Annotated in this window: 27 protein-coding genes and 1 riboswitch; of the genes, 11 read left to right on the top strand and 16 right to left on the bottom strand. The window is 44.8% G+C overall.

What is annotated here, in order from left to right; translation table 11 throughout:
* Positions 1 to 177: 177 nt before the first annotated feature.
* The 8 genes from modB to moaA all read right to left on the bottom strand — a co-directional run bounded on the left by modB (position 178) and on the right by moaA (position 4,996).
* Complete coding sequence (gene modB / locus AC3RV5_RS11580) at positions 178 to 843, bottom strand: molybdate ABC transporter permease subunit (protein WP_489727807.1); 666 nt, start codon at positions 841 to 843, stop codon at positions 178 to 180.
* Complete coding sequence (gene modA, locus AC3RV5_RS11575; RefSeq protein ID WP_489727806.1) at positions 833 to 1,624, bottom strand: molybdate ABC transporter substrate-binding protein; 792 nt, start codon at positions 1,622 to 1,624, stop codon at positions 833 to 835. The genes modB and modA overlap by 11 nt, the downstream gene beginning before the upstream one ends.
* Positions 1,612 to 2,070, bottom strand: a complete 459-nt coding sequence (gene moaE, locus AC3RV5_RS11570; RefSeq protein WP_489727805.1) for a molybdopterin synthase catalytic subunit MoaE — start codon at positions 2,068 to 2,070, stop codon at positions 1,612 to 1,614. Before moaE ends, modA begins: the two co-directional genes overlap by 13 nt.
* 4 nt (positions 2,071 to 2,074) lie before the next feature.
* Complete coding sequence (gene moaD, locus AC3RV5_RS11565) at positions 2,075 to 2,317, bottom strand: molybdopterin converting factor subunit 1 (RefSeq protein ID WP_489727804.1); 243 nt, start codon at positions 2,315 to 2,317, stop codon at positions 2,075 to 2,077.
* A 16-nt stretch (positions 2,318 to 2,333) separates the two neighbouring features.
* Positions 2,334 to 2,837 carry a cyclic pyranopterin monophosphate synthase MoaC gene (gene moaC / locus AC3RV5_RS11560; RefSeq protein ID WP_489727803.1) on the bottom strand — a complete coding sequence of 168 codons (504 nt, stop codon included), beginning with the start codon at positions 2,835 to 2,837 and terminating at the stop codon, positions 2,334 to 2,336.
* A gap of 4 nt (positions 2,838 to 2,841) precedes the next feature.
* The gene (gene moaB, locus AC3RV5_RS11555) at positions 2,842 to 3,369 is read right to left on the bottom strand and encodes a molybdenum cofactor biosynthesis protein B (RefSeq protein WP_489727802.1); all 528 of its coding nucleotides are present in this window, start codon (positions 3,367 to 3,369) and stop codon (positions 2,842 to 2,844) included.
* A 36-nt stretch (positions 3,370 to 3,405) separates the two neighbouring features.
* Entirely contained in the window at positions 3,406 to 3,996 is a 591-nt protein-coding gene (locus tag AC3RV5_RS11550) for a molybdenum cofactor guanylyltransferase (protein ID WP_489727801.1), read from the bottom strand.
* Positions 3,997 to 4,027: 31 nt separating this feature from the next.
* On the bottom strand, positions 4,028 to 4,996 hold the full coding sequence (gene moaA / locus AC3RV5_RS11545) for a GTP 3',8-cyclase MoaA (protein ID WP_489727800.1): 969 nt from the start codon (positions 4,994 to 4,996) through the stop codon (positions 4,028 to 4,030).
* Positions 4,989 to 5,156: riboswitch (molybdenum cofactor riboswitch) on the bottom strand. It overlaps the preceding gene by 8 nt.
* Positions 5,157 to 5,396: 240 nt before the next feature.
* Between moaA and AC3RV5_RS11540 the strand changes: the two genes are divergently transcribed.
* The 6 genes from AC3RV5_RS11540 (at position 5,397) to AC3RV5_RS11515 (ending at position 11,050) form a co-directional block, all read left to right on the top strand.
* Complete coding sequence (locus AC3RV5_RS11540; protein ID WP_489727799.1) at positions 5,397 to 6,281, top strand: P-loop NTPase fold protein; 885 nt, start codon at positions 5,397 to 5,399, stop codon at positions 6,279 to 6,281.
* Positions 6,274 to 7,098: an HAD-IIB family hydrolase gene (locus AC3RV5_RS11535; protein WP_489727798.1), complete on the top strand. Its 825-nt coding sequence runs from the start codon at positions 6,274 to 6,276 to the stop codon at positions 7,096 to 7,098. Before AC3RV5_RS11540 ends, AC3RV5_RS11535 begins: the two co-directional genes overlap by 8 nt.
* Before the next feature lie 8 nt (positions 7,099 to 7,106).
* On the top strand, positions 7,107 to 8,330 hold the full coding sequence (locus AC3RV5_RS11530; RefSeq protein WP_489727797.1) for a glycosyltransferase family protein: 1,224 nt from the start codon (positions 7,107 to 7,109) through the stop codon (positions 8,328 to 8,330).
* Positions 8,331 to 8,372: 42 nt separating this feature from the next.
* Positions 8,373 to 10,130, top strand: a complete 1,758-nt coding sequence (locus AC3RV5_RS11525) for a sugar phosphorylase (protein WP_489727796.1) — start codon at positions 8,373 to 8,375, stop codon at positions 10,128 to 10,130.
* Between the two features lie 423 nt (positions 10,131 to 10,553).
* Complete coding sequence (locus AC3RV5_RS11520; protein ID WP_489727795.1) at positions 10,554 to 10,760, top strand: EF-hand domain-containing protein; 207 nt, start codon at positions 10,554 to 10,556, stop codon at positions 10,758 to 10,760.
* Between the two features lie 71 nt (positions 10,761 to 10,831).
* Positions 10,832 to 11,050, top strand: coding sequence for an EF-hand domain-containing protein (locus AC3RV5_RS11515; protein ID WP_489727794.1), 219 nt, complete (start codon positions 10,832 to 10,834; stop codon positions 11,048 to 11,050).
* 99 nt (positions 11,051 to 11,149) lie between these two features.
* On the opposite strand, the gene AC3RV5_RS11510 is transcribed toward AC3RV5_RS11515, so the two are convergent.
* The gene (locus tag AC3RV5_RS11510; RefSeq protein WP_489727793.1) at positions 11,150 to 12,148 is read right to left on the bottom strand and encodes an NAD(P)H-quinone oxidoreductase; all 999 of its coding nucleotides are present in this window, start codon (positions 12,146 to 12,148) and stop codon (positions 11,150 to 11,152) included.
* A gap of 111 nt (positions 12,149 to 12,259) precedes the next feature.
* Between AC3RV5_RS11510 and AC3RV5_RS11505 the strand changes: the two genes are divergently transcribed.
* Positions 12,260 to 13,447, top strand: coding sequence for a class I SAM-dependent rRNA methyltransferase (locus AC3RV5_RS11505; RefSeq protein ID WP_489732056.1), 1,188 nt, complete (start codon positions 12,260 to 12,262; stop codon positions 13,445 to 13,447).
* A 19-nt stretch (positions 13,448 to 13,466) separates the two neighbouring features.
* Here the strand turns inward: AC3RV5_RS11505 and AC3RV5_RS11500 are convergent, their stop codons facing one another.
* From AC3RV5_RS11500 to AC3RV5_RS11490, 3 genes are all read right to left on the bottom strand, one after another.
* Positions 13,467 to 13,769, bottom strand: a complete 303-nt coding sequence (locus AC3RV5_RS11500) for a PilZ domain-containing protein (protein ID WP_489732143.1) — start codon at positions 13,767 to 13,769, stop codon at positions 13,467 to 13,469.
* 86 nt (positions 13,770 to 13,855) lie between these two features.
* Positions 13,856 to 17,698 (bottom strand): ATP-dependent RNA helicase HrpA, encoded by a 3,843-nt coding sequence (gene hrpA / locus AC3RV5_RS11495; RefSeq protein ID WP_489732142.1) that lies wholly within the window; start codon positions 17,696 to 17,698, stop codon positions 13,856 to 13,858.
* Between the two features lie 165 nt (positions 17,699 to 17,863).
* The gene (locus AC3RV5_RS11490) at positions 17,864 to 18,283 is read right to left on the bottom strand and encodes a CBS domain-containing protein (RefSeq protein WP_489732055.1); all 420 of its coding nucleotides are present in this window, start codon (positions 18,281 to 18,283) and stop codon (positions 17,864 to 17,866) included.
* 254 nt (positions 18,284 to 18,537) lie between these two features.
* On the opposite strand from AC3RV5_RS11490, the gene sbcB reads away from it, so the two are divergent.
* Both sbcB and AC3RV5_RS11480 read left to right on the top strand, forming a co-directional pair.
* Positions 18,538 to 19,968 (top strand): exodeoxyribonuclease I, encoded by a 1,431-nt coding sequence (gene sbcB, locus AC3RV5_RS11485; protein ID WP_489732054.1) that lies wholly within the window; start codon positions 18,538 to 18,540, stop codon positions 19,966 to 19,968.
* A gap of 129 nt (positions 19,969 to 20,097) precedes the next feature.
* Positions 20,098 to 21,756, top strand: a complete 1,659-nt coding sequence (locus AC3RV5_RS11480; RefSeq protein WP_489732053.1) for a flagellar assembly protein A — start codon at positions 20,098 to 20,100, stop codon at positions 21,754 to 21,756.
* Positions 21,757 to 21,792: 36 nt separating this feature from the next.
* Here the strand turns inward: AC3RV5_RS11480 and AC3RV5_RS11475 are convergent, their stop codons facing one another.
* On the bottom strand, positions 21,793 to 22,674 hold the full coding sequence (locus AC3RV5_RS11475) for an NAD(P)-dependent oxidoreductase (RefSeq protein WP_489732052.1): 882 nt from the start codon (positions 22,672 to 22,674) through the stop codon (positions 21,793 to 21,795).
* A 75-nt stretch (positions 22,675 to 22,749) separates the two neighbouring features.
* On the opposite strand from AC3RV5_RS11475, the gene AC3RV5_RS11470 reads away from it, so the two are divergent.
* A complete protein-coding gene (locus AC3RV5_RS11470) occupies positions 22,750 to 23,244 on the top strand; it encodes a glutathione peroxidase (RefSeq protein WP_489732051.1) in 495 nt (164 codons plus the stop codon).
* 11 nt (positions 23,245 to 23,255) lie between these two features.
* Here AC3RV5_RS11470 and AC3RV5_RS11465 read toward each other — a convergent pair whose 3' ends face one another.
* Together AC3RV5_RS11465 and AC3RV5_RS11460 are read right to left on the bottom strand one after the other, a co-directional pair.
* The gene (locus AC3RV5_RS11465; protein ID WP_489732050.1) at positions 23,256 to 24,017 is read right to left on the bottom strand and encodes a methyltransferase domain-containing protein; all 762 of its coding nucleotides are present in this window, start codon (positions 24,015 to 24,017) and stop codon (positions 23,256 to 23,258) included.
* A gap of 59 nt (positions 24,018 to 24,076) precedes the next feature.
* Positions 24,077 to 24,841 (bottom strand): Nif3-like dinuclear metal center hexameric protein, encoded by a 765-nt coding sequence (locus AC3RV5_RS11460; RefSeq protein ID WP_489732049.1) that lies wholly within the window; start codon positions 24,839 to 24,841, stop codon positions 24,077 to 24,079.
* Between the two features lie 131 nt (positions 24,842 to 24,972).
* Here AC3RV5_RS11460 and AC3RV5_RS11455 point away from each other — a divergent pair, with 131 nt between their 5' ends.
* Entirely contained in the window at positions 24,973 to 25,338 is a 366-nt protein-coding gene (locus tag AC3RV5_RS11455) for a hypothetical protein (protein ID WP_489732048.1), read from the top strand.
* Between the two features lie 57 nt (positions 25,339 to 25,395).
* Here AC3RV5_RS11455 and AC3RV5_RS11450 read toward each other — a convergent pair whose 3' ends face one another.
* Positions 25,396 to 26,817: a cryptochrome/photolyase family protein gene (locus AC3RV5_RS11450; RefSeq protein ID WP_489732047.1), complete on the bottom strand. Its 1,422-nt coding sequence runs from the start codon at positions 26,815 to 26,817 to the stop codon at positions 25,396 to 25,398.
* Between the last annotated feature and the right edge of the window lie 79 nt (positions 26,818 to 26,896).

The following is a 26,896-nucleotide window of genomic DNA, read 5'->3' as shown; positions in this document are numbered from 1 at the left end:
ACCAGTGAAATGGTGGAGATATCAGTTTTAGCCTAATAAAAAGCTAATGCATAACACGCATCTAGACGTTTTTTCTGGGCGTATTGCTTGTGCTCAGGCCTAGAAATTTTTGATACATTTATCGCCAAATCCAGTTACATCAAGGCAAAAACTGCAAATTATCTGCTAACAAGTTTTCTACTCACGCCTTTGCAGATAACTCACCAGTAACAGCACCGTAAACGAAAATCCAAGTAAACCTGCCGCCAACTGATTGGCCTGATCCATTTGCATGGTTTCGATCAAGTCATATAAAGCAATCGACAGTACCCGGGTTTCACCGGGAATATTGCCACCGATTAACAGTACTACGCCAAATTCACCTATCGTATGGGCAAATCCCAGGATACAACCCGTGGTAATACCTTGTTTACTGAGGGGGAATATAACAAAGCGAAAAATTTGTCCCTTGCTTGCGCCCATAGTGCGACTAACGTCCAGTAAATCCTTATCAATTTTACGAAAGGCATCACGTATAGGCTGTACCACAAAAGGCATGCTGTACACCGCCGATCCTATCAGCAGACCGTAAAATGAAAATACCAAAGGTGAGTCAAATATATCCAACCACAGACCGCCAAAAGCGTGTTTAGGGGAGAACATCACCAACAAATAGAAGCCAAGTACAGTGGGGGGGAGGATAAGTGGTAGCGTGATCACCGCGTCCACCACGGGTTTTAGATATGAGCGGGTTTGGCTCAACCACCAAGCCAACGGTAAGCCCAACACGAACAGTAATAACGTAGAAAATGTCGCCAGCTTTGTGGTCAACCAAACGGCTTGCCAAATCGGGTTATCGAACATCCGGTCTTACTCTACGGTTCTCTTGTTTTGCCGCGCTCTGGTACCCATTTGTGTGAACGATCCCCTGCCCTTGTGTACTTAAAATAAAGTCAAAAAAACCATGTACTGCTTGGATATGTTTTGCCGAACCCGTTTTTCTTCGGTTTAAAATAACCATTTGCTGAGTGATAGGTGGATAATAATTGCTCGGCAATAGCCAATATTGAGGTTTGGGGAGCTCCAATACTTGACTTAATGCCACAAAACCCATTTGTGCGGCCCCGCTGAATATCAGTTGGTTAACCTGTTGCACATTATTGGCCATCACCAAGTGCGGTCCAACGTTTTGCCAATACCCTAATCTTTGTAATGCAACTTTGGCGGCCTGGCCAAATGGAGCCAACTTCGGATTGGCAATGGCCAATTTTCCCTTAAGGCTGTGCAAACTGTTTTTGTCAGTTTGATGCTCGTCCGGGGCCCATAAAACCAGCTGTCCGAAGGCATAATTTTGCCGACTCCCCTTTAGGATCAAGCCCTCTTGTTCCAGTAATTTAGGTCTGGCACTGTCGGCAGACAAAAATATATCAAAGGGTGCCCCTCTTTGGATTTGAGCAAAAAGCACCCCGGTCGAAGCGCTGGAAACGGCAATATGCACTTGTGGGTTAAGCACCTCGTATTGGTCGATAAGGTGCTCTATTGTAGGTTTAAAGTTAGCCGCAACAGCCACACTAACCTTTTGTTCAGCATTAGAGGTCAAAACGAACGCTAATAGCAGTATGCAACTCCATTTTATCGATCCCATCTATCCGTTGCCGCCTTGTCTTGTTGCTTTGCGCTAACCCAGTGTTGCCCTTCGTTAGTCATTTCCTTTTTCCAAAACGGCGCCCTAGTCTTTAAATAATCCATTATAAACTCGCAGGCCGCAAACGCATTTTGTCTATGAGTTGAGGTCACGCCTACAAACACAATTTGTTCACCGGGGGCTAACTGCCCTACCCGATGAAGGACGCTTACCCGACCTAATTCCCATCTTAGCCGCGCATCACTGACAATCTGTTGCAATGCTTTTTGTGCCATCGCCGGATAATGTTCCAAGTAAAGACCGGACACCTGGAGGTTGTGATGAAAGTCTCTGACCAAACCAGTAAAAATTACGATAGCACCGTCAGTGGTATTTGTTTGACGTAACTGTTGATACAAGGTTTGCATATCGAAATCCTGGGTTTGCACCACTATGACATTTTCCACAGTGCTAGCCTCCTGTCACAGGTGGGAAAAATGCGACTTCATCGTCTTTTTCCAGTTGTGTATCATCGTGGGCCATCGTCTGATTAACGGCAACCAAAGTGAGCTTAGCGTCCAGGGAGTTGTGCCAGAGCAAACCCTTTAGTTGCAGTTCCCTGCGTAATTCATGCACTTTAGTTAACGCAGTATCAATTTCCATACTATCGGTTTGCAGTATTTCTCTTAACTGCCCGAAAAAAAGTACTTTCATCTTAAACTCACTCTATTTAGTCTATTGTGGGTGGATGGCCTCGGTACCAGCTTCCGGTTTTGCCACCGTGTTTTTCCAATACTTTTATTCCCTCAATACACATCGCCGGATCAACAGCTTTGCACATATCAAATAGGGTCAAGGCTGCTACAGAAACTGCAGTCAGCGCCTCCATCTCGACGCCGGTTTGCCCAGCAAGTTTGCACATAGCCAGCACGCGAATACTATGATTTTTGGTAACAGGCTCAAAGTCCACTTGTACCTTGCTCAGCATTAGGGGATGGCACAGAGGGATCAAATCGCTGCATTTTTTAGCCGCCTGGATCCCGGCAATTCTCGCCACGGCAAATACATCACCTTTAGCATGTTCACCTTTGGTTATCAGCGTAAATGTTTCTTGAGTCATATGAACATAGCCTTCGGCAAAGGCCGTTCGTTGAGTGACGTTTTTTTCGGTGACATCAACCATATTGGCCTGTCCGTGGCGGTCAATATGCGACAGGGTGTTTGTTTGGCTCATTTAGTTACCCCCGCGAATTGCATGGGCTTGAGTCAGAAGACTTCAAGTGCACAATAAAATTACACGGTTTGTGTGTACTATCTAATTGTTGCTGGAGTATGCCGTTCCAGGCTGTCTTGCAAGCACCGGTGGAACCGGGCATGCAAAACACAGCTGTGCCATTGGCCATTCCGGCTAACGCACGAGACTGCACTGTGGACGTACCTATTTCCGTGTATGAAATATACCTGAATAACTCGCCAAAACCTTCTATCTGTTTGTCAAACAGTACCGATAACGCCTCAGGCGTGGTGTCACGTGAAGTAAAACCGGTGCCACCTGTTACCAATACCACTTGCACCTCAGTGGAAGCTATCCATTTGGATACTATGGCTCTTAGCTGGTACTTATCGTCCTTGACTATGCACTTGTCAATAACTAGGTGTCCGGCTTGCGTTGCGGCGTCAACTAAAAAAGCACCTGAGGTGTCGGTTTCTTCATTACGTGTATCTGATACGGTTAATATTGCCACTTTTAATGTTTGTTGAGTCATAGTTGAGTGCTCTGTCACGATTATCCTGCCTACTGATTAATATATAGACTTAAGTTGGGTATGTTGAAAAGCCGCCCACTGGTTTGGCTGATTAATATTGATAAAGACATCAGCGTTTTTACTACTAGTGGGGATCTCAAGCTGCACTGCGCCTAACGGGCCACTTAACATAGCGTTTAGGGAAGTATTTCCCCGTTTGGACAGGGTGTGTTGCAGGTATTCAAAGTAGGCTACTGAAAATGGCAGATATAAAGGTAAAAACTGTCTACCATAAAAACAAGCCTTACCCTGTGATTTACCCCGTTTGTAAAGCCAGAGCAGCATTGCCGAAGTGATGTTGGGCATGTCCACGGGTAAAAATAACAAACCCGAAGTAGATGGATAGGATTGAGTACAATAAGTAAAGGCAGAGTGGATCCCAGATAAGGGCCCGAAGTAAGGATATTCATCGGCCAACATGCCGGGCAGTTGGTTACTGCTAGTAATAGTAACGGCTGCTCCCGCATGCACCAAACTACGTGCCGCATGTTGCTGCAGCGTAAGCCCAGAGCCAGGGTGTCGCAAGGTCGCCTTGTCGGTCCCCATTCGGCTCGACAAGCCCCCGGCTAAGACAACACCAACTAACACACCACTATCCTATATTCGCCGTGATCTTGCATTAGCCGCCAATCATCGCCAAATGTTTGGTTGCACCTGTATAACCATCATGCAGAAAATGGGTGGATTTTTTGTCCCCCAGTAAACTAACAAGTTCATCTTGCAGACGTTGCACAGAGTCATCTAGTAAATACTGCCTGATATTCAGTCCATGATCACTAAACAGGCACAAGTGCAAGTTCCCCAGGGCTGATATGCGTAAACGATTGCAACTGGCGCAAAAATCTTTGCTATAGGGCATGATCAGACCAATTCGCCCTTTATATTCATTATGGGTAAATTCTTGTGCTGGGCCTGCGGCTTTATCTCGTACAGTTTGTTGCCAACCGTTGCCGAGCAGGCGCTCTTTTATCGGCAGACCTGAGGTATGGTTCTGGTCAAAAAACAGCTTGTTATCCCCTGTCTGCATCAGCTCAATAAAACGTAAGGTGACAGGTGTCTGTTTTACCCATTCAAGGAAACTATTTAGTTCACCTTGGTTAAAATGGCGCATCAATACGGCATTGACCTTTACCTTGACGCCTAGCTCAAGTGCCAATTCAATGCCTTGCATAATAGTTCGTAACTTATCATGTCCGGTAATAGCGGCAAACATGCGGGGATCTAGGCTATCAATGCTGACATTTAACGAGGTTAACCCCGCATCGACCCAACTGACAATATGCTCGGGAAGTTTATAACCGTTAGATGTAATAGCTACCTGCTCTATTCCAGGTGTACTGGCACAAGCCTGAATAATTTGCGGTAAATCTTTACGTAACGACGGTTCTCCGCCTGTGATACGAATTTTGCTGGTACCCAGATTTGCAAACGCCCGAGCGATTTTGCGAATTTCGTCAAGTGTCAGAAAGTCACGCTCTGTATCACATTGGTAACCGTTGGGCAGGCAATATTCGCAGCTAAAGTTACATACATCTGTCACTGACAGCCGCAAATAATGGAAGCGGCGTCCAAATTTATCTTCTAACATTTTAATAACACCTTTCCAAAATGAAGTGGCCACACATTAGTAGTGCGGTACTTACGGGAGGCTGCGCGATTTCTCTTGCAACCCTGGCGATAACCAATATCGCGGCCAGCAAACCCTGTCAGTCAGAGTTAGGTTTGAAGGCTCGGAGTTAATCCAAAGGGTATTAATAGCATAGTTTGTAAAGCGGTTCTATTCTACTGAGGCATCTGAGGTTTAATTAATTGTTGTTTTCCATGGAAAGATTGTTGCGCTGGGAGGCTTGAAAAACTGTGATGTTCGAGTCTGAACTTTACTGACTATAATATTTGGCACGCATGTTGAAGTATTTTCAAGGGGCTTAACAAATTGGGCCGCACAGGATAGACATTTTTGGTGCATACACAGGAGTCTAACAGGTCTTATGCTGACTGAATTTACTACCAAACATAAGCTAGGCAAGGAATTTCTACATACGGCAAGAAAATGGTACATACCTTTAGCCGACCAACTCAAGCAGCACCATAATGGTGCAAAAAGCACGTTTTATGTTGGCCTCAATGGTAGCCAGGGGTCGGGGAAATCGACTTTAGCGGATTTCCTACAAAGCTATTTACAGCATAAATATAAGCTCAATGTCATTGTTATGTCTCTGGATGACTTTTACCTGGATCAATCTCAACGTATGGCTCTGTCGATTAAAGTGCATCCTCTGTTTGAAACCCGAGGCGTCCCGGGCACCCATAACATTGAAATGGCCAAACAGTTATTGAACAAACTCGGCAAGACACGCGGGGAGCTAGCCTTACCGAAATTTGACAAAGCCAATGACAATCCTAAATCGGAAAAGTTATGGCCAACTACCCAGACACCCGTAGACATAGTGATCTTTGAAGGTTGGTGTTTCGGGGTAGAAGCCCAAACCAATGCAAGCCTGGTGGTGCCAATAAACGAATTAGAACGCTGCGAAGATGAAACGGCAGTCTGGCGCAGTTTCGCCAATCGCCAGTTAGCTAAACACTATCAACCTATGTATGCCTTGATGGATTTTTGGATCATGTTGAAGGCCCCTTCTTTTCAAGATGTTTATACTTGGCGCCTTGAACAGGAGCAAAAATTGATTGCCGCCACCACCGACCAAGATGCCCCAGGTTTGATGAACCCCCGACAAATCGCTCGTTTTATCCAATTTTATCAACGCCTGACACAACACGGTTTGGATACCCTGCCAGACAAATGTGATCTGGTTTTCGAACTCGACCATAACCGACGGATCGTCGAAGCCCATTCCCGGAGTCACCATGGCTAAACAAGTATTAGTCTTTACCGATATGGATGGCACGCTTTTGGACCACCATACTTACAGCCACAAGCCAGCTATACCTATGCTCGATAAGCTCAAACGTCTAGACATACCTGTGATCCCTACGACCAGTAAAACCTTTGCGGAGTTGGCAGTATTACGGGACGAAATGGCTTTGTCCGGCCCGTTTATTACAGAAAATGGTGCAGCTATTTTTATTCCCCACGGCTTCCTACCCAACCAACCCAGTGGCACAAAAACTGTGGCAAATTTTTGGCTTAAGGAATGTACCTATCCCAAGCAGCACTGGCTCGCCATACTCCAACAAGCGCAGGTAGAGTTCGCCGGTTTATTCCAACAGTTTTCAAAAATGACTATCGAGCAGATTTGCCTGGCTACGGGATTGGACGGCCCTTCTGCCCAGCGTGCAGCACAACGCCAGTATGGAGAACCTGTGCTTTGGTTGGGGAACGAAAGTACCCGCAAGCATTTCATTCAGGTATTAACCCAGCTCGGAGCCAGTCCTCTTCAGGGGGGGCGTTTTATTCACGTCTGTGGTAACTGTGATAAAGGAACAGCTTTAAACTGGCTGGTAGATGAATTTAGTTCTCAACATCCAGACAGTGTCTGTTTATCCATTGCCCTGGGTGACAGCAATAATGATATTGCCATGCTGGAGGCAGCCGATATTGCGGTGCGCATTTTATCTCCCAGCAACCCATTACCTCAAGTTAATCCTAAACATAACCTTTATACCAGCACGCAAACTGGGCCTGCTGGTTGGAATGAATGTATGACCCAAATACTCGCTAACCACTTATAGGAATTCCCATGGCTGACTTTTATCAAAACGGTATAGTAACCACCTTACATAACTTATCTGATCGTTCAATCGAGGATTTGGAACGGGAGTTGGTACAATTTTCTAAAAGAAGACCCATGGCGCTAATTTTACCGTCATTGTTTTCGGAACTCGAAGGCACCGCCCTGCCCCACATCATAGATGAAATCACCAAGGTTCCTTACCTGTCACAGATCGTCATAGGTTTGGATAGAGCGGACAAGGAACAATATAAACATGCCTTATCTTTTTTCGGCAAGTTACCCCAAGAACATCGAATATTATGGAACGATGGCCCGCGGCTGAAGGCTCTGGACGCCGAATTGGCGGGGATGGGACTGGCTCCTAAAGAGCTAGGGAAAGGGCGAAATGTCTGGTATTGCATGGGCTACATTTTAGCCACAGGTAAAGCCGAGTCGGTCGCTTTACACGATTGTGATATCCTCACCTACGATCGTAGTTTACTGGCCCGCCTGATTTACCCTGTAGCTAACCCACAATTTAATTACGAATTTTGTAAAGGTTATTATGCCAGGGTTGCAGATGGTAAAATAAACGGCCGGGTTTCACGTTTACTGGTCACACCTATGCTCAGGGCATTGAAACGGGTAATAGGTAATACTCCTTATCTCGAATTTATGGACAGCTTTCGCTACCCCTTAGCGGGAGAATTTTCGTTCAGACGTGACGTATTAAACGATATTCGCATTCCCAGCGATTGGGGCTTAGAGATAGGCGTGTTATCGGAAATGCATCGCAATTATTCCAACAATCGTCTATGTCAAGCGGACATCGCTAAAACCTATGATCATAAACATCAAGACTTATCTGCTGATAATGATCAGGGGGGTCTGTCCAAAATGTCCATAGATATTACCAAAGCGCTTTTTAGAAAGCTGGCAACCCAGGGGGAAACTTTTAATACGGAACGATTCCGTTCCATAAAGGCCACTTATTTTCGTATCGCCCTGGATTTTGTCGAAACTTATCACAACGACGCCGTCATGAATGGCTTAGAACTGGATATACACAGCGAAGAAAAGGCGGTTGAGTTGTTTGCACACAATATTATGAAAGCAGGGGAAAGTTTTCTGGATAACCCTATGGAAACGCCCTTTGTACCGAGCTGGAATCGGGTTGTCAGTGCCATGCCCAATGTACTGGACAGACTAAAAACGGCCGTGGAAGAAGATTACAACGAAAACAAGATCTAAATGGGTAAAAAAAGCCTTATAAATTATTGCAATGGTGGGAATATGTTAAGCGTATATGAACAACTGACCGAGCGGGTTGAGCATCACCTCAGTGTGATATACAAGGACGTTGAATTATCCCAAAGTTATCAGCAAATCAGCAAGAGGCTACTCGCCACCATGGGTTTGTTGGATGATCAACTTCTGCAGCCTCCTTTACCTCACCAGAATAACTGGACTGAGGAAGATATGGTGCTGATAACCTATGGTGATTCCATCGAAGAGGAAGGTGTAAAACCGCTGCAAACCCTGCATTGCTTTTTAACCAAACATTGTAAATCGACCATCAATAGTGTGCATATTTTACCCTTTTTTCCCTATAGCTCAGATGATGGATTTTCTGTAATCGATTATTCCAGCGTAAATGAGGCCCTGGGCGATTGGCAGGATATCGGCCGTATTGCTAGTGATTTTCGGGTGATGTCGGACCTGGTCATTAACCATTGTTCTGCGCGTAGCGCCTGGTTTGCCAACTTTGTAAAAGGCGAAGGTCCAGGAAGCGACTTTTTCTTTACTGCCAGCCTAGACGATGATTTATCACAAGTGGTGCGCCCACGCACATCCGAATTGTTACGGGAGACCGAAACCGCCAAAGGGATCCAACATGTATGGTGCACATTCAGCCATGATCAAGTGGACTTTGACTTTAGAAATCCGGACGTTCTCGATACCTTTGTGTCTATTATCCGTCAGTATTTGGACAGCGGTATAAGACTATTTCGTTTAGATGCAGTAGCTTTTTTATGGAAGAAAATCGGTACCAGTTGTATTAATTTGGAACAAACCCACGAGGTTGTGCGATTATTGCGCACTCTGATTGAACATGCCCAGGCCGATGTTATCATCATCACCGAAACCAATATTCCCAACCGCGAAAATCTGGCGTATCTGGGAAACGCCAACGAAGCCCATGCGATTTATAATTTTTCCCTGCCTCCCCTGTTGGTTAACAGTTTAATTACGGGCAACTGCCGTTATTTGAAATCCTGGTTAATGAGTATGCCCCCTGCGCAAAATGGCACTACCTATTTTAACTTTATCGCGTCCCATGATGGCATAGGTTTACGTCCGGCCGAAGGATTGCTAGACGACGACGAACTCACTGTACTGGTTAATACCATGCAAAACTTCGGTGGACGGGTGTCGTGGCGAGCATCGGATAAAGGTCAGCAAAAAGCCTATGAAATTAATATAGCGCTGATTGATGCTTTGCAAGGCACGGTTAAAGGTCCGGACAAATGGGGCCTTCAGCGCTTTATTTGTGCCCACGCCATCATGTTGGGACTTGAAGGGATCCCTGGCATCTATATACACAGTTTATTGGGCACGGGTAATGACTATGAACGGGTCAAAAATACCAGCCAAAACCGCGCCATTAATCGCCATAAATGGAATTATGCCTTGTTAGAAGAGCAATTGGCCACTCCCTATTCTCAACATTTTAAAGCACTGGAAAAACTCAGTGAGATAATTCAAATACGTAAACAACAAAAAGCCTTTCACCCCAGCGCCACCCAATTCACTTTGCAACTGGGTGACCAGATCTTTGGTTTCTGGCGACAAAGTATTGATAGACGCCAGAGTATATTCTGTATTAGTAACGTTAGTGATCAACTGCAGAATATCAGGTTAACCGATATTAATTTAGTTGGCTCGGAAAAATGGCTGGATTTGCTTGCCCAAAAAGAAATTTATGCCGATGATTTAACTATTGATATTTATCCTTACCAAACGATGTGGCTGAGCAATATTCGCCAGTAATAGTCAGCCTACCATCCCGCGACATGGACGTTGGACAATTTTGTCACCCCAAAAACCTCTTTCGTCCCCGATTTGCATCACTTCAACAGATTGATTTATATGGAAAATAATTTAATTAAAGGTAAAGCGTAACTCAAAACCTACATTTTATTAACAAGTGCCGATGATTTAGTTACGCGTAACCATAGGGTGCTGGGTAAGTCTATGTTTTAATGGGATATTATATACATGGCACAGTTAATGTAACTATCGATAATAGCTAGCCTAAATACCAATTAAGTAGTATGGCAAGGCAGGCAAAAAGGCTACTTTTTACCGTTAAGGTAAAATAGTGAAACGGATAAATGCGTTCAGAAAGATTTCAGAACTCATTTAAGTATCGGCAAGTTAACTTTGCTGCCACAGAAATTAGGAATGAAACAAATGAAAAAACTTATTGCTCTCACTACACTGTTTTTGGCTTCAACTGCCGTAATGGCTGATGAAGATTTGATGGCAAAGCTTGATACTGACAACGATGGTCGCATCAGTGTTGAAGAAGCATCAGCCGATTCATCTATCTCATCATCATTTACTGAACTAGATGTAAATAAGGATGGATATCTGACTGCCAGTGAACTCGATTATTAATTTAAGCGGTTCAATAATATTAGCGTCTCACGAATCGACTTAAGTAATAAAATAAAACCAAGGATTTAGGCATGAAAAAATTAGTTATCTCCGCAGTATTAGTCATGGTGACAGGCAGTGTTTTGGCCACAACAGACATGTTCACCACACTAGACGTTAATCAAGACAAGTTGATTAGCTTAGAAGAGGCGAGCGTTGACACTACCTTAACGGCGATCTTTGCAGATCTTGATGCCAATCAGGATGGCTTTCTGTCAAAACCCGAGTTTTCCGCCGTAAAAGTCAGATAGCTTTTCGAGATAACACTGTATGTTCAGATATCCCCCTTGGGGGATATCTGAACTAATATGTGGTTTGTGGGCTGACGGCAACAGTGTTCAGGCATTATGTTACCAGTGTCCAATTAGTTTCCCCATACTATCATTGCTCTCAAGACGTTTATGGGCAGCGGCGATATGCTCAGCCTGGTAGACGGTATCTATAATGGGAACAATCTCGGCTAGTTCAAACCCACTGTAAAAACGTTCAGAAAATTCCTTAATCAATGCAAGTTTGTATTCATTTGATCTATTTCGTAAAGTGGAACCGCTAATGGTTGCCCTTTTCCCCAACAGCAACCCCATATCCAGTTTATCCGCAAAGCGCCCAGCGAGCATAGCCAGATATACTATATGCCCATCGATATTTAGCACCTTCAAGTTACGATTTAGGTAATCCCCCGCCACAAAATCGATGATCACATCAAAGCCACCATTTTGTTTTTCAATAGCCGCCGCGAAGTCTTGTTGCTTATAGTTAATCAGCATATCCGCGCCGAGCTGTTGACATTTATTCAATTTAACTTGGCTCGAGGCTGTTACTGCCACAAAACAATCAGCCGCCTTGGCCAATTGGATTGCGGCTAAGCCTACGCCACTTGCGCCAGCGTGGATCAGGACCCTCTGCCTGGGTTTCAACATTCCTACTTTAAATAGGCTCTGGTAAGCCGTTAAAAACACCTCTGCGATACCCGCAGCTTCAATCATTGGCATATTTTTCGGCACCGGCATCAAATGTTCAGCATTGACAGCTACGTATTGGGCATAGCCGCCACCGGCGACTAAACCAAATACCTTATCGTCAAGTTGCCAACGGCATAATGTTGGATTGCTATGGTTATCGCCTTGAGGCCCAATAGCCACCACTTTGCCAGCCACCTCTAAGCCGAGAACGGCGCTTTCGCCTTTGGGCGGCGGATATTTACCCTGGCGTTGCAATGTGTCCGCCCGGTTGATCCCGAACGCTTCGACTTTTATCAGTACTTGGCCATGCTCTAACGAGGGTTTTGCTGTAGTATTGACAAAAAGTTTGTCAGCCGCGCCACCTTCCTGGTAATCAATGAAATGCATCGTTCCTCCTGTATAAAGGATGAATGGGTTTAAGGTTATTGTTAACACCGAAGTCTAGCCAGTAACAGACATTTTACTTACCTATTCAGTATTTTGGAAAACACATACATTATGTCATCGAGCGTCATACTACACCCCGGACGAGAAAAATCCTTACTTCGTCGCCACCCCTGGATCTTTGCCAGCGCCATATCCGAAACCAAAGGCAGAATGAACTTAGGTGACACAGTCGATATATATAGTCATGAACAAGCCTGGTTAGGCCGGGGAGCCTGGTCTCCACACTCGCAAATCCAACTAAGAGTGTGGACGTTCGAAAAAGAAGAAAGTATAGATAACGGCTTTTTTCAACGGCGCATTGCCAGAGCGTATTTAGCAAGAGAGGAAATGATCGCCCGTCATGGCTTATCCGGTTATCGTTTGATCGCCGCAGAATCCGATGGCTTGCCCGGGGTGACCATAGATGTTTATGCCCAGGTCTTGGTGTGTCAATTGCTGTCAGCGGGCGCTGAAAAACATCGGGATAAAATAGTTTGGGCGTTACAAAAACAGTTTCCTGATTACGCTATTTACGAACGCAGTGACGTGTCGGTGCGTAAAAAAGAAGGTCTCGAGGAGATTACCCAGGTATTGGCTGGTGAAGTGCCCGATGAAATAATTATTGAAGAAAATGGCATTCAAATCATTGTGAATGTCAAAAAAGGTCACAAAACAGGTTTTTATCTGGACCAACGGGATAATCGTGCCATCGCCGCTATATATGCCAAAGGACGGGATGTTTTGAATTGCTTTTGCTACACGGGAACCTTTGGCAGTTATGCATTAGCGGCGGGTGCCAACAGTGTAACCAACATTGACGTATCAGACCTGGCCTTAGAGACGGCAAAACGCAATGTTGATATCAATGGGCTAGATGCCAGCAAATGCGACTTTGTTAATCAAGATGTATTTCAGGCATTGCGTGATTATAAAACCCAAGCTCGCCAGTTTTCGCAAATAATTCTCGATCCGCCGAAGTTCGTAGACTCAAAAGCGTCACTCAACCGGGCGTGTCGCGGTTATAAGGACATTAATATGCTGGCCATGCAAATTATGCGACCCGGGGGGATCTTAGTCACCTTTAGCTGTTCGGGACTGATGCCTTTCGATTTATTTCAAAAAGTCGTGGCAGATGCGGCCTTAGATGCGGGACGGGAAGTACAGATAATTCAACGCCTGAGTCAGGCACCGGATCATCCCGTGGCCACTAATTATCCAGAAGGATTCTACTTAAAAGGCTTAGTCTGTAAGGTCCTTTAATTTAACGGAAATGAAAAGCTCAATTCATTTCCGTTATTTCAACTCCTATGGTGCAACTTTTATCCGCCCCACACTCGGAGCGCACTACCCTGGCTTTGGCTGATAGCGACGGAATTTGGCTGTTGGTGGATTCGATAAACACGTCCACCATAGTGCCAATTTCCACGGATTCATCCTCCACTTCAAACGACATACCCGTTGCACTTATGTCCTTACAAATCGCAGTTAAGGTCCGGCTCGATTCGTGGTCATTCACTACTATTTCACAACCTGAATTGATCATCATTCGAAAAAAATTACGTTTGTCGTTGTAGCCTAACATCAAAAACCTCATCCTAGTTTACTGTCTACACTTCGTTTATAGGGTGCAGAGAAACTAAAGTCAACGGACTTTAGTTTAACTTGTCACTATTCCAGCTGATTAATAATTCGTTTTGTAGAGATCGGCATAGCGGTACCCAGTTGTTGGGCAAAAAACGAGACCCTAAGTTCTTCGATCATCCAGCGAATCTCGGCGAGTTCGGGAGGAACTGCCACGCCCGCTGAAATTTTATGCAAACGTTTATTATAGGTCTGTTGGACTTTCTCAATATTTAATTGGTGCAGCCGGTCTTTTACCGGATCGATGGCTAACTTGTCCAATCTGCGCACTATCCCCTCAATGTAGCGTTGCCAATCGTCCAACCTGCTGACGCCTATATCACTGACAAAGCCGGTAAAGACCAGACTGTCCAAGTGTAGTTTTATGTCGCCATAAGCATTGATCATAGCCAGTGGCACATTACCCTTCATTTTTTTCTTAATGTAATGAGCTTTGGTCAGGCCTTTTTCAATTTTTTGCGCAATCTCCAAGACTTGCTCATTAATGTGCGCCCTGACGTAATCACAACAGGCTTGAAAAAGCTGTTTGTCCCGTATATTTACGCCATGCTCGATGCAGTACTGGCTAACTAAAAAGTCAATCCCAGCGTCAATGCAATCATCAATTAAGGCCCCGACCTTGCCAAAAGGATTAAAATACAGCCCCAACTTAGCTTTATTCGGCAACTTGTCTTGTAAATACTTGATGGGAGAAGGAATGCTCAGCAAAATCAGTTGGCGTACCCCTTGCTTATGAGCGTCTTGTGCCAAGTGGGGTTTGTCGAATAGCTTAATGGCCACAGATGATTTTTCCGCCACAAGAGCCGGATAGGCTTTAATATCAAACCCCGCCTGTTTACTGACAAATTCTTCGGGCAGATGATCAAAACTCCAAAGGGTCAGCCCACTTTGTTCCAATTCAGGGGTCGCCACCTGACGTAGGCGTTGTTTCACTTTGCCTTGTAAACCATGTTGTAACTCGGCTAAATCTCGCCCTTCTTTTAACAATGCGTTGTGTTCATCGACAACTTTAAAGTTAAAACGCAAATGCGCTGCCAGGCTTTGCATTTGCCATTCATCAGGTTGTACCTCCACGCCTGTCATCCGCTTGAGTTTTAGACTCAACGCTTGCAAAAAGGCAATGGGTTGTTGTTTGTTATCCACTGGGCTGATATCAGCCAAACAGGCTTCCGCATAGTTAGGAGCCGGGACAAAATTGCGCCTTAATTTTTTCGGAAGTGATTTGATTAAACTTATGATCAACTCTCTGCGCAAGCCCAAAACCAACCAATCGAAACCAACATCATGCAGTTGGTTAAGCAATGACAGCGGGATCATCAAACTCACCCCATCGTCCACGTCCGTCGGCTCAAAATGATAATGTAAAGGCAGCTTGATATTGCCCTGTTGCCATACTTCAGGAAAATTATCGGCATTGGCATGCTCGGTACTATTTTTGAGCAACATATCGGTGTCGAACGTTAACAACGTCGATTCAATTGTCGCTACTTTTTGCCACCATTTTTTAAAGCTCGCTTCACTGCATACATGCTCGGGTATGCGCTCGAAGTAGAAACTCATTAAGGTTTCTTCGTCGACCAATAAATCCCTGCGCCGGGTCTTATCTTCTAGAGCCTGTACCGCTTCCACGGCTTGTTGATTGATCTCTAAAAAAGGGTACTTTAGCTTGGTATCATTGTTCACCAGTGCTTCACGGATAAATATTTCCCGGCATAATACCGGATCTATTTGACTAAAGGTTTTACGTCGTCCGGCTACTAATACTAACCCATAGAGGGTGATCTTCTCCAAGGCTTGTACCACACCTTGTTTCTTTGACCAATGAGGCTCGCTATAACTGCGGTTAATTAAATGCTGCCCTAGGGATTCGAGCCATTCAGGCTCAATTTTCGCCGCCATGCGGCCGAATAGCCGGGATGTATCGACCAGTTCAGCGACCATTACCCATTTGGGGTTGGCTTTAGCCAGAGCTGAGCCAGGAAAGATCATAAAGCGGCTATTGCGGGCCCCCAAGTATTCCCGCTCTTTATCTTTATTTCCTATATGGGACAACAAACCTGAAGCCATGGCCTGATGTATGGCTTGATAGTCGGCGTCCTCATTACTTAAACGTAAACCCAGCTCAGCGATAGATTTTTTCAGTTGACTGACGATATCTTGCCATTCACGCATGCGTAAATAATTAATAAAATGTTGCTTGCACCACTTACGCAACTGATTATTAGTTAAGTTTTGTTGTTGCTGCCTAAATCCTTGCCACAACAAAACCAGGCCTAAAAAGTCTGATTCTTTGCTGACAAACTGCTGATGTTTTTCATCCGCAGCCTGTCGTTTATCTTGAGGTCTTTCTCTGGGATCTTGAATGCTCAAACCAGCGGCTATGATCAACACCTCCCTTAAGCTGTTGAGCTTGGCGGCCTCAATGATCATACGAGCATATCTGGGATCTATGGGTAACCTGGCCATCTGTCTGCCAAGGGTCGTAAGCTTGAGACGACTGGCATTTTTCTCAACCCCTCCGAGCTCTTCGAGCAGCGTAAAGCCGTCATTGATGTTGCGCGAGTCCGGAACCTGCACAAATGGAAATTGGTCTATCTTGCCTAAACCCAGCGCCAGCATTTGTAAAATGACCGATGCCAGGTTAGTACGCAGGATTTCGGGGTCGGTAAATTCATCTCGGTTTTGAAAATCCAGCTCGCTATATAAGCGAATGCAAATTCCCTCCGACACCCGACCACAGCGCCCTGCTCTTTGATTGGCTGATGCTTGAGAGATCGCTTCGATAGGTAAGCGCTGCACTTTACTACGCACACTGTAACGAGAAATCCGGGCGGTACCGGGATCAATAACATATTTAATCCCGGGAACGGTCAACGAGGTTTCCGCCACATTCGTCGCTAAGACTAGGCGCCTACCTGAATGGGGCTGAAAGATCCGATTTTGTTCAGCGGCGGATAACCGAGCGTATAGGGGAACAACCTCAGTATGTCTGAACTGTTGGCGGTTAAGAGCTTCGGCAGTATCGCGAATGTCCCTCTCGCCGCTAAGAAAAATGAGGATGTCCCCGTTGCTATGCCCACTTAGCTCATTAACTGCATCAATGATTGCCTGGGTTTGATCCGCATCATTGTCAGGTGCCTCACCTAAAGGTCGATATCGAACCTCAACGGGAAAGGTGCGGCCACTGACCTGGATTATGGGTGCATTATCAAAGTGGGCCGAGAACCTTTGGGGGTCTATGGTCGCTGAAGTGATAATCAGCTTTAAATCTGGTCGTTTGGGCAACAGCTGTTTGAGGTAACCCAGAATAAAATCAATATTTAGACTGCGCTCATGTGCTTCGTCTATGATAATGGTGTCGTACCTACTGAGGAACCTGTCTTGCTGGATTTCCGCCAGTAATATGCCATCGGTCATCAATTTAATGTAAGTTTTTTCACTGACCTGGTCCGAGAAACGGATCTTAAATCCTACCTGCTCCCCAAGCGGGGTATTGAGTTCCTCGGCTATTCTGTTGGCAACACTGCGTGCAGCTAAACGTCTGGGTTGCGTGTGGCCAATTAAACCTTGTACCCCTCTGCCCAGTTCGATACATATCTTTGGGATTTGAGTGGTTTTACCTGAACCCGTCTCGCCGGCAATGATCACCACCTGGTTTTCTCTTATTGCTTGGGCGATATCGTCCTTTTGCTCGGAAACGGGTAATGGCGGGTAACTCACAAGGGGACGTTGGGCCAAACGATTTTCACTGGTTTGACAGGAGCGACGAATATCGGTATTAAGCCTGGTAAGAAAACCAGCCTTTTTGGTGTCGTCCATTGTACTGTATTGCCGGACACGCCTGCTCAGGCGAAATCTGTCAGCCAACATACATGAACTGATAAGCGGCGCTAACTCGGCAATGGTTAATTCTTGACTATCTAAACTATGATCTGAAAACAATAAATTCTACTCTGAGTAGGTACGGGCAAATTCAGTTGCAGATCCTAGAAGAATGAGAATTTAAATGCTAGTGCCGCTGGTCAAATAGTTAACTTATCCTGCTATGCGATAGCCATCACGCAAGTGCATATCTATAGCTTTGAGTAATGCCGTGCGGTTTATAGTGCCAAGTAAATAACCATCGTCATCGACAATAGGATACACCTTAGGTTTATTCACAGACATTTGCTCTGCCAACTCGATAACAGACATATAAGGTTTAATCGCCACCACATCTGTACGCATAATATCTTTTACCCGGCATACCTGTTCCCGGTAATAACTCGACTCCAGCATTCGCACCAAACAATCCTGTTCAGATAAAAAGCCCACAACTTTGTTATATTCATCGATAACCGGTCCTCCGGTTTGTTGGACCTGTAATAGACTTTCTACCGCTTCAGCAACTGACATCTCAATGTTAAAGGTAACGGGACGGCGGTTCATATGATCGCTAACTCGTAATGATTCCATAAATACTCCGCTGGTAGGCTATAAATTCGTGTTAACTTAAAGTTAACAATCTAAAGATAAGCATAAGCTCTCGCTTTTGACAGCATTATCGTCAAATAAAAGCGATAATTTGTATTTACCCGCCCGATATTGATTAGACATACATAGTTATAAGACATTTACCCCAACGGCTATTTCCCCTAATCTAGTCTATTGTTGAGTTTGGCGGTTATTTCTGCTCTGATCAGTGAATAACTATCCTATTAAGGAATAAAGTGTCTTCACCTTCCATTTATTGGCATGACTTTGAAACTTGGGGAGTCAATCCGCAAAAAGATCCACCTTGTCAGTTTGCCGGGATCCGTACGGATCTCGAGTTAAATATTGTCTCTGAACCGTTGATGATCTACAGTCGAATTCCCAATGATTATTTACCTCACCCGCAAGCATGTCTAGTCACCGGCATCACACCACAACACAGTTTGCGTGAGGGGTTAATCGAAGCGGAGTTTATTGAGCAAATCCATGGTCAGTTCATACAGCCAAATACCTGTGTCGCCGGTTACAATAATCTACGTTTTGACGATGAAGTGACACGCTACACGCTTTATCGTAATTTTTATGAACCTTATGCTAGAGAATGGCAAAATGGCAATAGTCGCTGGGATATCATCGATATGTTGCGCGCCTGTTATGCCCTGCGTCCTGATGGTATTAATTGGCCCGTAAACGAAGAAGACTTGCCGAGTTTTAAACTGCAGGACTTAACTCAAGCGAATGGAATTGAACATGCCGCAGCCCATGATGCCATGTCCGATGTGCACGCGACTATAGGTATGGCCAAGTTGGTTAAACAGGTACAACCTAAATTATACGATTTTTTGTTTAACCTCAGATTCAAGAAAACCGCTGCACAACTCATTGACTGTGACAATGTCACCCCTGTAGTGCATGTTTCTTCCAAAATTTCCGCCGAACATGGCTGTTGTACTTGGATAGCACCCATCAGTTTTCATCCCGGCAACAAAAATGCTGTTATCGTATTGAATTTGGCGCTTTGTCCCGATCCTCTATTCGAGCTCAGTGTGGAGGAAATCATAGCTAAACTTTACACGCCAAATCACCTGCTTGAACCCGGGGAAGAACGTTTACCTATTAAATTGGTCCATCTGAACAAAAGCCCAGTGTTGGCCCCCGCTAAAACGTTAACCGAACAAAACGCAGAACGTTTAGGCATTAATCGCCAATTGTGCCTGGCGAATTTACAAAAAATAAAAGCAAATAAGACACTTAAAACCAAACTAATTGAAGTTTATGCTACGACACCAGAGCGCGAGCCCTTGGATGCGGATTATGCTCTGTATTCTGGCGGATTTTTTAGTGATAACGACAGACAATTAATGGATCGTGTCAGGAGCAGTGATGTCCAGCAATTAACCGAACTCGTATTACCCTTTAGCGATCCCCGATTAAGTTCATTGTTGCTTCGCTATAAAGCACGTAACTATCCACACATATTAACGGCGAATGAATCACAACAATGGCAGAACCACAGGCAATTTAGGTTCATGGATCCCACCTCACCCGCCAGTATTAAAATGCCGCAATACATGCAAACCCTGGATGACTTAAGCCTACAGTATCAAGCAAACCCGGAAAAGCTGACTATTTTGCGTGCACTATATCAATACGCCACAGCGTTATAAGAGCAATAATACACACACTTTATAAAGTTTTACCTTTATACAATTGATAATTGACCGATAGCACTATTGTTAGGTTAATATGTTCGTTAACCTGCACTCCTATTTTACTTAAGTTGTTAGGTGGTTCGAATGGATGGAATAGCCCTCAAAGTTGACAAAGATGATACCCAGCTAAATTTGCATATTTCCCCGGGGGAAATAAAAGGCAAACTGGACTTTATGCTTTTACATAAACACATAATGCAAAGTGAATTCAGGGATTTTTATATATTTGATGATGCTGTGTTAAGCGCGATCGCTAGTCATCATAAGGCGCTAAAAAGTCAATCAACGGTTCCTATAACTGAGAGTATCGGTGAACGCCGCCAATCAGCTATAAAGTGTAAGATTGAAGAGGGTGAGTTAGGCGCTAGCATGACGGTTACCAAAGGTTATGGGGGAAAACCCTTGCTACTGGTGGATTTTTTAAATTGTGCCAAAGAATCGGGCATAGTCAGGGGTTTGGGGGTAAAGCGGCTGGTAAGCCTATTCGAGCAATACGGCTTAGCAAAATCCGGCGAAGAAATGACTGCCCAAATCGCCAAAGGTCTCCCCCCTAAAACGGGACGTTCATCCCGGCTCAAACCCCTGGTACAGAATGCCCTTGAACGTATATTACGTCCTCAATCGTCCAATAATGGTCGAGTGGATATGCGTAATTTAGGCGACATTATCTGTGTCAAAATAGGCACTGAACTGTTAAGACGTATGCCCCCGTCAAATGGTCGCGCAGGCTATACAGTCACAGGGCAAAACATAAAATCAAAACCTGGAGAATGGCTAAAATTTAGGCCTGGAGACGGGACGGCTATTAGCAATAAAGATGAAAATCTGTTGCTGGCAGAAATATCCGGTATGCCCAAGTTTAAAGATCAAAAAATGTGGGTCGATGATACCTACATTTGTAAAGGCGTGAATGTTGGCACAGGTAATGTGAATTACGATGGTGCGGTACTGGTCAATGGTGATATTACCGAAAAAATGGAAATCATAGCCACAGGCGACGTTACTGTGAATGGTTTTGTCGAATCAGCCACTATCATAGCAGGCGGCGATATTATCATCACTGAAGGAGCCATGGGTAAGGTAAACGAAACCAATACCAGCTACAGTAGTGTGTTGCGCGCCAACGGAAGTATTCATATTCAGCATGGACAAGGGTTGGATATTAAATGCGAAGGCAACGTCAGCATCGGCCGTCAACTGGCGTTTAGCAAAGTGGTCTGTCGCGGGGAAATGTCAGTGGGCCCAGTTGATAAACCCAATGGCAACTTATTTGCCTGCAGTATCTTTAGTCAAAATAAAATTTCCGCCGGAACATTCGGCGCGGTATCCGGAAGTAATTTAACCTTGGATTTCAGTGATGGTTTTAACACTCTGCTCGAGCGAAAAGATACGTTAGATGAGTTGGTAAAACAGATCCGCCAGAATTTTAATCGCCATCAGGATCGTATGAACATTATCAACTCCAAATCGGTTCCACTGGATCTGCAAAAGAGAGTGGAAGAAGCCAGGGAATTATTTAAAAATGAAACCCAGTTGATGCAGTGGCTGGAACAAAAATCCAGTGAAATGTCAGTGGCTAAAGAAAACTACCAACAGAGTATTATGTTAATCGCCAATAAGCGTATTTATCCAGGGGTGGTAGTGAAGTTAAATAATCGAACCTGGCGCGCAGAACGCGAGTTCTCCAAGGCGAAAGTTTGTTTCCATAGCCATCAATGGCATTGTGAGCCTGTAACGTCCTGAACAGGCTCGTATTTCAGATTACTCCATACGCTAATTTTAGTTTGGCGAATGGTTATTGAGCCTGGCCAGCAAACTCGAGGTATCCCAACGGGCCCCGCCGAGACGTTGCACGTCGGCGTAAAACTGATCCACTATAGCCGTTAATGGCAAGGTACTGCCATTTTTACGTGCTTCATCCAGGGCAATCTTCAGATCTTTGCGCATCCAGTCTACGGCAAAGCCAAAGTCATAGTTTGCTTGCAACATACTGGTCGAGCGGTTTTCCATCTGCCAAGACTGAGCGGCGCCTTGGGAAATCACCTCAATGACTGCAGCACAATCAAGTCCGGCATTCTGCCCAAAGTGTAGTGCCTCCGCAAGACCCTGAACCACCCCGGCAATACAGATTTGGTTCATCATTTTAGCCAGTTGACCGCTACCGATCGGGCCGAGCAAGCGACTGAATTTTGCGTAGGCCGTGATAATAGGTTGAATTTGCGCAAATACACTAGGCTCCCCACCTAACATGACGGTTAATTGGCCGTTCTGTGCGCCTGCTTGCCCGCCCGATACTGGGGCATCCAGAAAATGGCAACCTGTTTGGCGACACAATTCATGCATTTGCCGGGCGACGTCAGCTGAGGCTGTGGTGTGGTCAACTATCACGCTGCCCTTTGGTGCTGTCGCCAGGATCCCATCATCCCCGCACATGACAGCCCGCAGGTCGTCGTCATTACCTACACAAATAAATATAATTTCGGCATTTTTTACGGCAATAGCAGGCGTGTCTGCATGTTCACCAGCATAGTCGGACACCCACTGCTTAGCTTTACTTTGGGTGCGGTTATACACCGTCACGTTATGACCGGCTTTATTTAAATGCCCGGCCATGGGATAACCCATCACGCCTAATCCGATAAATGCAATTTTTTTACTCACTATATCCCCTATAATTCTTTGATAGCTTGAAAAAACTGACACTATATAACGATTAGCAACGATTCAGGAAATTTTATGACCGAAAACATATACCAGTTCGAAGCCAAGTTAAACAATGGTCAGATTAAATCCTTAGGGGACTATCAAGGGAAAGTGCTGTTAGTGCTAAATACAGCAAGCAAATGTGGTTTCACGCCCCAGTACACTGGGCTGCAAGAACTATATCAGCAGTACCAATCCCAAGGCTTTGAGGTCCTCGGTTTTCCATGCGATCAGTTTGGCCACCAAGAGCCGGAAAATGACCAGCAAATCAAACAGTTTTGCAGCCTGAACTTTAACCTGAGCTTCGATTTATTTGCCAAAGTAGAGGTAAATGGCCCCCATGCCCACCCCGTGTTTGCCTTCCTCAAACATTCCGCTCCCGGGATATTAGGCAGTACACGAATAAAATGGAATTTCACCAAGTTTTTAATTAACAAACAGGGAGAAGTAGTTAAGCGTTATGCCCCCACCACTAAGCCTCGGCAAATTAGCCAGGACATAGAAATACAACTCAATAGCGTGGGTTGATAGAGGGCAGGTTAGGATTTTTTCAAAATAATATGGAAATATTTGCCCAACCACATATATGGCTCACATGAGCCATAATCTATTTCCACCTGCTTAAGTTGACCGTAATGACTAACTTGCATGTTTTTTTCTTGCAGATAATCGTGAAAACAGCGGATCCCTGCCAGCGATATAATGTCTAGCGACTTAGCGGCCAGAAAACCTAAAACCTCCCGGGGGTACAGGGGATAATTGGGACTCAATCTCACCTGATTTTTTACCTTCATACCTTGTTGCACATAGTCAAAGTTGCCATACAGCAAGTTACCGAATCGCTGGGCGTCTTTATTGAAAAAACTCAACGACAAATGCCCCGAAGGTGCGGTCAAACGTAACAATTTATCAATTACTGGGTAGGGATCGCTCAGCCATTCTAACACCGCATGACATATCACCAGATCGTACAATTGGTCTTCGGGAAGGCTCAAAATATCCCCTTTGATTATATGTAATGACTGATGTTGATGGCATTTGGACTGGGCCAGTTGCAAAGTGTCAGCGGAAATATCCGTCAGGGTCACCTCACAACCCAATTTGAGCATTTCTTTGCTCATTTCCCCGGTGCCTCCGCCAGCATCGAGCACTTTTTGGTGCGGCGACTTGAAATCCAGGTGTTTGACAAGGTAATGGGTTAACAGCTCGTGTCTAAGCTGCCCCTTGGTTGTGCCATAAATGTTGTTTTCAAACTTATCCGCAATAACATCAAAGTTTTGATCACCGGTGTGTATTGTCATAAGTATCGCTTAGTCAAATTACAATATTATATTTAAACCAGCAGCACCCCGCTTCATTGTCAGGCGGGGTTGGCTATATCGATGAAATTAACATCAAGATCAAATTTTTCTGACAAGTGTTCCCCTATCGCCTTGGCTCCGTATCGTTCTGTTGCGTGGTGACCTGCGGCAAAAAAATGAATGTTCATCTCACGAGCAGTATGGATAGTTTGCTCTGATACCTCACCGCTTATAAAGGCATCTATTCCCTGTTCGGCGGCAGCCTTAATGTAATCCTGACCACCACCGGTACACCAGGCAACGGTATTAATAAGTTGATTATTTACCTGCTCAAGTAAAGGTACCCTGGCCAATCTTTGCCTAAGCATCTCACTGAGCTGCTTAGGTTCAATGCCCTTGTGGAATTTTCCATGCATGACAATGCCTTCTGGGGCATTAGGCACAGATAAAGTTCCTAACACGGGAATGTCTAACTGTTTGGCCAACTGAATGTTATTGCCGAATTGGGGGTGCACATCCAAGGGTAAATGGTAAACATACAAATTAATATCATGAGCAAGTAGGGTTGCCAAACGTTGTTTTTTCATTCCCACAATACAAGGGTCCTCCCCTTTCCAAAAATAACCGTGGTGCACAAAAATAGCATCGGCACCTTGTACAACGGCCTGGTCGATCAAAGCTTGGGATGCTGTCACACCACATACTATTTTTGTTATTGTCGCTTTACCTTCAACTTGTAAACCATTGGGGCAAAAATCCTGGAGCGCCTCAGGTTTCAATAGCTGGTTAAGATAAGCAAGCAGGGTTCGATTGTTAATACTCATGTGATTTTCTCGCGGATTTTAGCCGACATACACTGATGTTAAGCGATTATTAGACTTTGGCTGTAAAAAACGGTATAAAAGTTAGCCTCTTTTTTTCTATTAATTAACCAACCAAAGGCTGAGACCTTATTATGAGTGATTTGGATAAAGACCTAGTAGTTACAAAATTTACCGAAGCTTACACCGCTGCAAATGGCAAAGCACCTGATATTGAAGCAAAAGGCGGCTGGTACAGCGTTGATGGCGAAAAAAATGTGCGTTTGGCACAGCTTGACGAAATGGCGGATGAGCTTGCCGGTGGTAAACCTGCGACTAAATCCCAGGCAAAACCGAAAAAATCCGCCAAAAAAACTAGCAGTAAAAAGGCTAGCAAAGCGACGAAGACAAAATCAAAAACCAAGAAAGCTGCCAAGGGCAAACAAGACTCTTTTTCAGTTAAATCTTTGTGGTTAGAACAAATAGAGCAGCAGAACCCCGGCTCCACACCTCCTCGTTAAATAGCTAAATGCTATCAATTTCGTTAATGAATTACGCCAATAAAGCTATTGGCGTTTTTATGACTTCAGGACAGCTAAAAACCCTTTAAACTGCTCTTTTGCACGGACCACCGCCGCTTTATGATCCACAATAGGCTCAGGATAAGGCAACGTTGTCACATCCATATATTTAGCAGGCTGGTGTACTTGCTTGGGACTTAATTGACCTAATTGCGGTAACCACTTTTTGATAAATAGTCCTTGTGGATCAAATCGTTCACTCTGGGTAGTGGGATTGAATATGCGAAAATAGGGAGCAGCATCGGTACCCACAGAAGCGCTCCATTGCCAACCTCCGTTATTAGACGCGTAATCCCCATCAACCAGTTGACTCATGAAATACGCTTCCCCCCAACGCCAAGGTAACAATAAGTGCTTGCAAAAAAAACTGGCTACTATCATGCGTAATCTGTTGTGCATCCAACCGGTTTGTTTGAGGGCGATCATGGCCGCATCTACTATGGGGTAGCCGGTTTGTCCATCGCGCCATGCTTGAAAATGTGACTGGTTAGTTGACCAATGAAAAGCCTGATAATGCTTCTGAAACGGCATGCCGCGACTGACATGGGGAAAATGAAACATTACGTAACGGTAGAAGTCGCGCCAGGCCAGCTCCTTTAGCCACACAAAACCCCCATGGGGAGGATTAAGTACCCTGTCACCGTATTCGCGCAGTAAGCTTTCCAGGCATTGGGCGGCACTGACTGCACCAATTGACAGATAGGCTGACATTTGGCTGGTGCCTTCGATGGAGGGGATATCCCGCTTGTAGTCATAATCGGGGGCATGTTCACGTATAAATAACTGTAGCTTGTCGTTAATTTCCACATCTTTGTATGGCCAAGGGGGCACGGTACTGTCTTGGGTAAAAGAGCTAAGATCAGGCAACCGGGTGTGGGTATCATTCGTAACCGGCATCGTCTTAAAGCTATCGGGCTGCGCCAGGTTGTTGAATAAAATTTCCAACCAGCGATTAAAATACGGGGTAAACATCTTATAAGGGGTATGTTGTTTACTTAAAATGAGTGAGGGTTTAACCAGGCAGGTATCATTAAACTTGGCGACTGAAATATTTTGATGTTCAAGCAGATGTTTGACCTGAGCGTCACGCTGCCGTTCATCCCATTCGTACTCAGCGTTGAAATAGAGATAACGGATTGAATTTTCTTGGCAAAAGGCCAATAAAGAAACCGCAGTTTGTGCGTAGTCTTGGCTATCGATTAGATGAAGCTGTAAATTTCGCTCTGCCAGGACCTTCTCAAGCTCCGCCAAGCGATCCAATATCAAGTTGATTTTGCAGGGGGCATAACCATAACTCTGCCACTGCTGCGGCGTTAGGCAATAGACCACTGTGACATGTTGATGATGTTCAAGTGCATAATCCAGTGCACTGTTCCAGGATCCCCGTAAATCTGTGCGCAGCCACACCAAAGCTTTCACATTATTCCCCTCAACTCGTTATAGTTTTTTGAACTATCAACATACGTCATTCAGTTAAAAATTGATCAGTGCAATGATT

Source organism: Paraglaciecola sp. IT1134 (assembly GCF_058068185.1).
Note: the sequence above shows the minus strand (reverse complement) of the source record. Positions and strands in the feature narration are given on the sequence as shown.

Bases quoted from the DNA above. Each gene is read 5' to 3' on its own strand.
- AC3RV5_RS11500 (WP_489732143.1), bottom strand. From the start codon at position 13,769: ATGTTAGGCTACAACGACAAACGTAATTTTTTTCGAATGATGATCAAT.
- AC3RV5_RS11530 (WP_489727797.1), top strand. From the start codon at position 7,107: ATGGCTGACTTTTATCAAAACGGTATAGTAACCACCTTACATAACTTA.
- modB (WP_489727807.1), bottom strand. From the start codon at position 843: ATGTTCGATAACCCGATTTGGCAAGCCGTTTGGTTGACCACAAAGCTG.
- moaC (WP_489727803.1), bottom strand. From the start codon at position 2,837: ATGAGCCAAACAAACACCCTGTCGCATATTGACCGCCACGGACAGGCC.
- moaD (WP_489727804.1), bottom strand. From the start codon at position 2,317: ATGAAAGTACTTTTTTTCGGGCAGTTAAGAGAAATACTGCAAACCGAT.
- AC3RV5_RS11460 (WP_489732049.1), bottom strand. From the start codon at position 24,841: ATGAGTATTAACAATCGAACCCTGCTTGCTTATCTTAACCAGCTATTG.
- modA (WP_489727806.1), bottom strand. From the start codon at position 1,624: ATGGGATCGATAAAATGGAGTTGCATACTGCTATTAGCGTTCGTTTTG.
- AC3RV5_RS11510 (WP_489727793.1), bottom strand. From the start codon at position 12,148: ATGCATTTCATTGATTACCAGGAAGGTGGCGCGGCTGACAAACTTTTT.
- AC3RV5_RS11470 (WP_489732051.1), top strand. From the start codon at position 22,750: ATGACCGAAAACATATACCAGTTCGAAGCCAAGTTAAACAATGGTCAG.
- AC3RV5_RS11540 (WP_489727799.1), top strand. From the start codon at position 5,397: ATGCTGACTGAATTTACTACCAAACATAAGCTAGGCAAGGAATTTCTA.
- AC3RV5_RS11525 (WP_489727796.1), top strand. From the start codon at position 8,373: ATGTTAAGCGTATATGAACAACTGACCGAGCGGGTTGAGCATCACCTC.
- AC3RV5_RS11490 (WP_489732055.1), bottom strand. From the start codon at position 18,283: ATGGAATCATTACGAGTTAGCGATCATATGAACCGCCGTCCCGTTACC.
- AC3RV5_RS11535 (WP_489727798.1), top strand. From the start codon at position 6,274: ATGGCTAAACAAGTATTAGTCTTTACCGATATGGATGGCACGCTTTTG.
- AC3RV5_RS11520 (WP_489727795.1), top strand. From the start codon at position 10,554: ATGAAAAAACTTATTGCTCTCACTACACTGTTTTTGGCTTCAACTGCC.
- AC3RV5_RS11505 (WP_489732056.1), top strand. From the start codon at position 12,260: ATGTCATCGAGCGTCATACTACACCCCGGACGAGAAAAATCCTTACTT.
- moaB (WP_489727802.1), bottom strand. From the start codon at position 3,369: ATGACTCAACAAACATTAAAAGTGGCAATATTAACCGTATCAGATACA.
- AC3RV5_RS11480 (WP_489732053.1), top strand. From the start codon at position 20,098: ATGGATGGAATAGCCCTCAAAGTTGACAAAGATGATACCCAGCTAAAT.
- hrpA (WP_489732142.1), bottom strand. From the start codon at position 17,698: ATGTTGGCTGACAGATTTCGCCTGAGCAGGCGTGTCCGGCAATACAGT.
- AC3RV5_RS11515 (WP_489727794.1), top strand. From the start codon at position 10,832: ATGAAAAAATTAGTTATCTCCGCAGTATTAGTCATGGTGACAGGCAGT.
- AC3RV5_RS11455 (WP_489732048.1), top strand. From the start codon at position 24,973: ATGAGTGATTTGGATAAAGACCTAGTAGTTACAAAATTTACCGAAGCT.
- AC3RV5_RS11465 (WP_489732050.1), bottom strand. From the start codon at position 24,017: ATGACAATACACACCGGTGATCAAAACTTTGATGTTATTGCGGATAAG.
- moaA (WP_489727800.1), bottom strand. From the start codon at position 4,996: ATGTTAGAAGATAAATTTGGACGCCGCTTCCATTATTTGCGGCTGTCA.